The organism is Streptococcus danieliae, from assembly GCF_025447695.1.
In the GTDB taxonomy this organism is placed as follows: domain Bacteria; phylum Bacillota; class Bacilli; order Lactobacillales; family Streptococcaceae; genus Streptococcus; species Streptococcus danieliae.
Genome location: NZ_JAOBSU010000003.1, coordinates 22,766 through 29,254 on the forward strand (window position 1 = coordinate 22,766; position 6,489 = coordinate 29,254).

Genomic DNA, 6,489 nt, shown 5'->3' on the forward strand with positions numbered 1-6,489 from the left:
AGGGGGAAATAGTGATGACAAAAGTAACACCAGAAACAATGGATTGGGATAACCTTGGCTTTGCTTATGTGGATACTGGGAAACGCTACCGTGCTTATTACAAGGACGGAGCCTGGTCACCTGGTAGCATTGAAACGGATAAAATGGTTACCATTAGCGAGTCCTCTAATGTTTTGCATTATGGCCAAACCTGTTTTGAAGGTCTAAAGGCTTATCGGACTAAGGATGGTACGATTCAACTCTTCCGTCCGGATGAAAATGCCAAGCGGATGAATCGCTCGGCAGAAAAGTTATTAATGCCGGTCTTTCCAGAGGAGTGGTTTGTTGAGGCCGTTCATCAGGTTGTTGCAGCTAATGCGGACTGGGTTCCGCCGTATGGAACAGGAGCTTCTCTTTATATTCGCCCAGTTATGTTTGGAATTGGTGATGGCATTGGTGTTGTCCCTGCAAATGAGTACATTTTTTCCGTCTTTGTAATGCCTGTTGGTCCTTATTTCAAGGGTGGGTTACAGCCAGGGAACTTTGTCATTAGTGACTATGACCGGGCGGCGCCACGTGGAACAGGTTCTCAAAAAGTAGCTGGCAACTATGCAGCGAGCTTGCAGCCAGGGATGTTAGCCAAAAAAGCGGGTTATGCAGATGCTATCTATCTGGATCCTGAAACACATAGCAAGATTGAGGAAGTGGGGGCAGCCAATTTCTTCGGAATTACAGCTGATAATCATTTGGTAACACCACAATCGCCTTCAATCCTACCGTCGATCACTAAATACTCGATTCTTCACCTAGCCCAAGAACGTTTTGGGATGACGGTAGAAGAAGGCGATGTTTATGTGGATCAGTTGGATCGATTTGTTGAAGCAGGAGCCTGTGGTACTGCAGCGGTTATCACTCCGATTGGTAGTATTACTGCTGGGGAAACAGTCTATCGCTTTACAGAGGGTGATCAAGCTGGTCCAAAACTAAAAGCCCTTTATGAGGAATTGGTTGGTATTCAGTATGGAGATCGACCAGCTCCAGAGGGCTGGATTCAAAAAGTTGAAATTTCCTAACTTTTTTTCAAAAAACAATTGACAAGCCTATCCCTGTCTGATATACTAATTAAGTATTCAAGCGGGGATGGCGGAATTGGCAGACGCGCAGGACTAAGGATCCTGTGACCGCTTTAGGTCGTGAGGGTTCAAGTCCCTCTCTCCGCAAAGTAGCTAACCGAAAGGTTAGCTTTTTTTCATGTCAAAATTCGAATAGGACTAGAATTTTAGCAAAAAACGTGATAAACTATACAATGTATTGGGTGTACCCCAAAAAAATAAGAGGAGGCCGTTTACATGGCAATCGTTTCAGCAGAAAAATTTGTTCAAGCAGCTCGCGATAATGGTTACGCAGTTGGTGGTTTTAACACAAACAATCTTGAGTGGACTCAAGCTATCTTGCGTGCGGCAGAAGCAAAACAAGCTCCAGTATTGATCCAAACATCAATGGGAGCAGCAAAATACATGGGTGGTTACAAATTGGCTAAAAACATGATTGAAAATCTTGTTGAGTCAATGGGAATCACTGTTCCAGTTGCGATTCACCTTGACCATGGTCACTATGAAGATGTTCTTGAGTGTATCGAAGTTGGTTACACTTCAGTAATGTTTGATGGTTCTCACCTTCCAATCGAAGAAAACCTTGAAAAAGCTCGTGAAGTTGTTAAATTGGCACATGCTAAAGGTATATCTGTCGAAGCAGAAGTTGGAACTATCGGTGGTGAAGAAGATGGTATCATCGGTAAAGGTGAATTGGCACCAATCGAAGATGCAAAAGCTATGGTAGAAACTGGTATCGACTTCTTGGCAGCTGGTATCGGTAACATCCACGGTCCATACCCAGAAAACTGGGAAGGTCTTGCATTGGATCACCTAGAAAAATTGGCAGAAGCTGTTCCTGGTTTCCCAATCGTTCTTCACGGTGGTTCAGGTATTCCTGATGATCAAGTTGTTGCAGCTATCAAACTTGGTGTTGCAAAAATCAATGTAAACACTGAGAGCCAAATCGCTTTCTCAGATGCTACTCGTGCATTTGCTCGTAACTACGATGCAAACGAAGCAGAATACGATAAGAAAAAACTCTTCGACCCACGTAAATTCTTGGCAGACGGTATCAAGGCTGTTCAAAGTACAGTTGAAGACCGTATTGAAGTATTCGGTTCAGCTAATAAAGCTTAATTGTTAGAAATAATCTAGAGAGTGGGGGAGCCCCTCTCTTTTCTTTTTATTCGCAAAAAAAACGGAATTCCTTTCAAAAATCTGAAAGAAATTCCGTTTTTTGTTTGGCTCTATTATTTTTTGCCCTAATGGAGGAAAAGATTGATTAGTCCAAGAGGATAAGCCCATCTTCAACTCTAAAGGGTTCTTGGATGTTGATCCGGTCATAGAACATGACACCGTTAATATGGTCGATTTCATGTTGGACGACAATCGAGTTGTAACCTTTGAGCTTGATCCGATGTTTTTCCCCGTGTTTATCGAAGTATTCTACCGTAATGCGCGAGTTGCGAAGAACATAGCCAGGTTTGTCTTCATCCACAGATAGGCAGCCTTCCCCATCTTTGAGGGCTGCTCGTTGGACGGAGTGGGAGACAATTTTGGGGTTGTAGAGAACTTCTTGCAGGCTGTAGGCTTCCTTAGGAGGCTCTCCGTCTGGGCTTTCTGGATTAGGGACGAGAACAGCAATGATACGTTTGCTGATGTTGACTTGAGGAGCAGCTAGACCAACGCCCCCGCGCAATCCCATTTTTTCAGCCATAACCGGATCCTGGGAATTTCTTAGAAATCCGAGCATTTTTTCACCCAGAATGATTTCTTCATCACTGAGAGGGAAGGTTACTTCTTCCGCTTTCAGACGGAGGGTGGGATGGCCGTCACGGATAATGTCATCCATATCAATCAGGTGTGATGACCGTGTTAATCGTTTTATTACAGACATGCGTTTCTCCTTTTCTTTACGTTCTACTATATCATAATTGGTCTGCTTTTTTGAAAAAATCAACCAGCTTTTTTGGTGCGGTGTTTGTCCCGGTTCCGCCAGGCTTGATAACTTTCCAAGATATCGAAAAGTAGGCAGAGGCTAGCGAGCAGGTAGAGAATCGCTTGAAAATCTGGAATCAGCCCCCAATGACTAAGGGAAAGAGTACTGTAAATCAGCATCCGCATAAAATAGACTAATCCGATTTTTTCATCATGTATTTCCCTTGTTTCTAGTCTATCTTTTTTGTTTGTAAAAAGCTAATAAAAACTTGTTTGCATTTTGAAAATAAAAAACGAATGGATAAGTAGAAGGAGGTGCAGATGGAGCAGAAGCAATGGCTTGCTTGGGAGCAGGCGACAAGGGAGGAGCGGAGTCTCCTTCTGAAGCAGATTTCTACGCAGGAAGCAAGGGTGTATGTCCGTTATCTACGGGAGCAATGGGATGTCTTACCGGCTGACTTGGGCCAAGAACTGGCCATTTTTTTAGCTAGTATGCATTACCAATTGGAACTCGAGTTGTTGCATTTGGAAGAGGCAGGGAGAAAGGACAGTTCTGCCTACCAAGAATTGATGGATTTTTATGGAATCTCAGGATTTTTGACAGGGATGGAGGAGCCGAATGAAGAAACTGCGATGGACCATGCAACTGCTATTTCTAGTTCTGGCTAGTATGGGCCTCTTTTTTATCTACCGTGCCCAGTCCTACCAAGCCCTGCCTAGTTCTGTGAAACATTTGGTCGAGGCAGAGCCACTCAAGGATCGGCGAAGTTTGCAACAAGGAAAGGTGGAGGGCTTGGTCCTGTACTACTCCAAGCGTCCTAGTAGTGTGGAAGCCCAGTTGGAACTGGAGCAATTACTGAAGGACTTCCGCAAATCCAAGCGGACGGTGGATTTATCCCATGAATTTTTACCAGAAGACTTGCAGGGTTACCGAACCATTTATTATTTAGGAGAGGATTTGCTGCAACAAGCGGAGCTCCAAGCTTCCTTAAAGACCTGGGTCGAGGCAGGTGGTCAGTTGTATATTGGCATGCCCCAGGCTAGTGAAGAGGATTCTAGTTTTCAAAGCTGGTTGGGGGTTGCGTCTGGGACTAGGGAGAATCAAGTGGTTTCTTCGATTAGTTTGGAGAAGGATGTGATGCTTGGAGGTTCGGGTCCCTTTGTAATTGCCCATCCTTTTGATTCGGCTTGGGGAGTACAGTTGGATGCTAGTTGCCGGGTTCCTGCTTGGGATACGAAGACGGAGCTTCCCCTGATTTGGCAGAAGGAGGCAGGAGAGGGCCAACTGGTGGTGATGAATCTGGGAATCTATGACAAGGTTTACCGAGGAATTTATAGTTTGGGCCTATCTTTGATGGATCCGGTGTATCTTTATCCAGTGATTGATGCTGGGGTGGTCTATTTGGATGATTTTCCAGCCCCTATTAGTGAATCCGAAAAGATTTGGATTTCAAAACAGCGCCAAGAACCGTTTGATCAGTTTGTGCCCAGGACCTGGTGGCCCGCCATGCAGGCTCTCGGAAAGGAGTTACAGCTTGTTTATACGGGTGCTTTGGTGGCTAGTTATAACAAGCAGGTTCATCCCCCTTTTCCCCTCCTTTTGCCTGACTTGGAGACTTTGGAGTTGGGGCAAATGCTTGTAAAGCAGGGTGGAGAGTTGGCCTACCATGGTTATAACCATCAACCTTTACAAGTGCAGGCTTGGGAGCAAGCGATGCCAGAGGCTTATGTTTCTTGGCCCCAGGAACGAGCCATCCGAGAGTCCTTACGTAGTTTGGAGCAGTTGGTTACAACTTATTATGGTGGACAAAAACCAAGTGTCTATGTCCCGCCATCGAATATTTTGAGTCCGGAGGGGCGTAGGGTACTCGCTTCAACTTTACCGGATTTAAAAGGGATTGCTTCGACCTATTTTCCAGGGGAGGGAGCCTACGCCCAGGAATTTGGTCTAGGCACAGATGGTCTGCTGGACCTACCACGCTTGGTTTCGGGGATGGACTGGGATGACTTTGACAGATTGGCGGTTTTTTCGGAGTTAAATACCCATTTTGTCCACAGCCAGTTCATCCATCCCGATGATATTTTGGATCAGACCCGTAGTCACGGCAAGAGCTGGGAGGAGCTTTTGGGAGCTTATCGTAGCTCCATGAAAGCCTTGCAGCAAGCGGTGCCCGACCTCGATTTTGTGGGAGCCAGTCGGTTTGCAGCTAAGGTTGGTGGATTTTTGGCCTTGACCTTACAGGTGGATGAAGGAAGTGATTTTTTGGAGTTGACCTTAGGTCATGCAGAAGGTACTCGCTCCTTTCTTTTGCGCCAAAATAAGGGACGAAATCTGCGCGTGACGGGTGGACGAATCAAACAAGTGGCCAAACAGCTTTATTTGTTGGAGACAGATGTAGAGAAGGTGAGGGTTGAATGGGATTCTTAGGGAAGCAGGCAAATTCAGTGATTGTTTTAGTGGTGGAGGGGGCCTATCCGTATCGGAAGGGTGGATTGTCTAATTGGATTCAGGATTTTATAGGAGGGATGGAGGGTTATCAATTTTATTTAGTCACGATTGTGGATAGGCCGGAAACTTGTGGGACTTTCGTCTATGACTTGCCTGCCAATGTTTTTGGTTTCCAGGAGTTGGTTTTGGAAGGGGAAGATTTAGAGGAGCTTCCTCCACAGTGGGCACTAGGGTCGGATCCTAGTCGGTGGTTGACGGAGATTTTGGATGCTGATGCCTGGGATGTGGCTAGCAGTCGTTGGGCCCTACAGACACCACAGGTCTTTAGTCAGCTCTTTCAGTGGATTAAGTACAGTTATCCCAAGGCCCCTTTTTTACCCCTTTACCGTCAAATTCGGTCCCTTTTTGGAAATCTCCTGGGCTTGTTGGCACAAGTGAAGCTGCCAGTAGAAGCTTGCTGCATCCACGCCTTATCGACAGGTTATGCCGGTTATGTGGCTACTTATTTGTCCAGAAGGCTCACCTGTCCTTTAGTCCTGTCTGAGCATGGCCTTTATCTTTTGGAAAAAGAAGAGGTGCTGAGTCGTTCTCCCCAGCTAGTAACAGCCCAAAAGGACTGCATTCGTTGGTTCTTTAGGGAAATGACTAGAATCAGCTATAGTCAAGCTAGAACCGTGACCAGTCTGTTTAAGGGGGTGCAAAAGCAGCAAGTCCAATTGGGCTGCGCTGCTCATAAGTGTCAGCCCAAATTATTCATACCTCAAACAACTCCGTGTAAATAGCTAAAAAATCATCAGAAATTGCCAAAAAACAATGGCAATTTCTGATGATTTTTCTTGTCGTTCAATCTGTTCTAAGGATAAAAATGGATTCAATGCCTTATGACCCTAAAAAGGACAGACTCCGCCCTTGGTGCGACTCTCGATTTTTAAAAATGTATACTATTTGATATTTTAAAGTCCTAACAAAGGTGGTCCCGTATCTCTTGCTTTATAGAGAATGGGTAGGGAGAAATTCAATCTAGAAATC

The 6,489-nt window shown here is 45.3% G+C and carries 7 protein-coding genes and 1 tRNA gene; 6 read left to right on the forward strand and 2 right to left on the reverse strand.

The genetic code is table 11. The features are described 5' to 3' along the window. The first annotated feature begins 14 nt into the window (after positions 1-14). From N4310_RS00460 to N4310_RS00470, 3 genes are all read left to right on the forward strand, one after another. Entirely contained in the window at positions 15-1,052 is a 1,038-nt protein-coding gene (locus tag N4310_RS00460) for a branched-chain amino acid aminotransferase (protein ID WP_160332463.1), read from the forward strand. A 61-nt stretch (positions 1,053-1,113) separates the two neighbouring features. Next, positions 1,114-1,199, forward strand: a tRNA-Leu gene (locus tag N4310_RS00465). Positions 1,200-1,328: 129 nt separating this feature from the next. Continuing rightward, positions 1,329-2,210 carry a class II fructose-bisphosphate aldolase gene (locus tag N4310_RS00470; RefSeq protein WP_160332365.1) on the forward strand — a complete coding sequence of 294 codons (882 nt, stop codon included), beginning with the start codon at positions 1,329-1,331 and terminating at the stop codon, positions 2,208-2,210. A gap of 145 nt (positions 2,211-2,355) precedes the next feature. On the opposite strand, the gene def is transcribed toward N4310_RS00470, so the two are convergent. Continuing rightward, positions 2,356-2,970 carry a peptide deformylase gene (def, locus tag N4310_RS00475; RefSeq protein ID WP_160332364.1) on the reverse strand — a complete coding sequence of 205 codons (615 nt, stop codon included), beginning with the start codon at positions 2,968-2,970 and terminating at the stop codon, positions 2,356-2,358. A gap of 59 nt (positions 2,971-3,029) precedes the next feature. Then, complete coding sequence (locus N4310_RS00480) at positions 3,030-3,197, reverse strand: hypothetical protein (RefSeq protein WP_160332363.1); 168 nt, start codon at positions 3,195-3,197, stop codon at positions 3,030-3,032. A gap of 135 nt (positions 3,198-3,332) precedes the next feature. Here N4310_RS00480 and N4310_RS00485 point away from each other — a divergent pair, with 135 nt between their 5' ends. Genes N4310_RS00485 through N4310_RS00495 form a run of 3 tightly spaced genes read left to right on the forward strand, consistent with a single transcriptional unit; the run spans position 3,333 to position 6,242 of the window. After that, positions 3,333-3,680: a hypothetical protein gene (locus N4310_RS00485; protein WP_160332362.1), complete on the forward strand. Its 348-nt coding sequence runs from the start codon at positions 3,333-3,335 to the stop codon at positions 3,678-3,680. After that, positions 3,631-5,439 carry a DUF2194 domain-containing protein gene (locus N4310_RS00490; RefSeq protein WP_262091671.1) on the forward strand — a complete coding sequence of 603 codons (1,809 nt, stop codon included), beginning with the start codon at positions 3,631-3,633 and terminating at the stop codon, positions 5,437-5,439. The genes N4310_RS00485 and N4310_RS00490 overlap by 50 nt, the downstream gene beginning before the upstream one ends. Positions 5,440-5,456: 17 nt before the next feature. Further along, positions 5,457-6,242: a DUF3492 domain-containing protein gene (locus tag N4310_RS00495; RefSeq protein ID WP_262091672.1), complete on the forward strand. Its 786-nt coding sequence runs from the start codon at positions 5,457-5,459 to the stop codon at positions 6,240-6,242. The last annotated feature ends 247 nt before the right edge of the window (positions 6,243-6,489 follow it).

What these genes read in the sequence shown, in the direction of transcription:
- N4310_RS00460 (WP_160332463.1), top strand. Translation starts at nt 15, where the DNA reads ATGACAAAAGTAACACCAGAAACAATGGATTGGGATAACCTTGGCTTT.
- N4310_RS00470 (WP_160332365.1), top strand. Translation starts at nt 1,329, where the DNA reads ATGGCAATCGTTTCAGCAGAAAAATTTGTTCAAGCAGCTCGCGATAAT.
- def (WP_160332364.1), bottom strand. Translation starts at nt 2,970, where the DNA reads ATGTCTGTAATAAAACGATTAACACGGTCATCACACCTGATTGATATG.
- N4310_RS00480 (WP_160332363.1), bottom strand. Translation starts at nt 3,197, where the DNA reads ATGCGGATGCTGATTTACAGTACTCTTTCCCTTAGTCATTGGGGGCTG.
- N4310_RS00485 (WP_160332362.1), top strand. Translation starts at nt 3,333, where the DNA reads ATGGAGCAGAAGCAATGGCTTGCTTGGGAGCAGGCGACAAGGGAGGAG.
- N4310_RS00490 (WP_262091671.1), top strand. Translation starts at nt 3,631, where the DNA reads ATGAAGAAACTGCGATGGACCATGCAACTGCTATTTCTAGTTCTGGCT.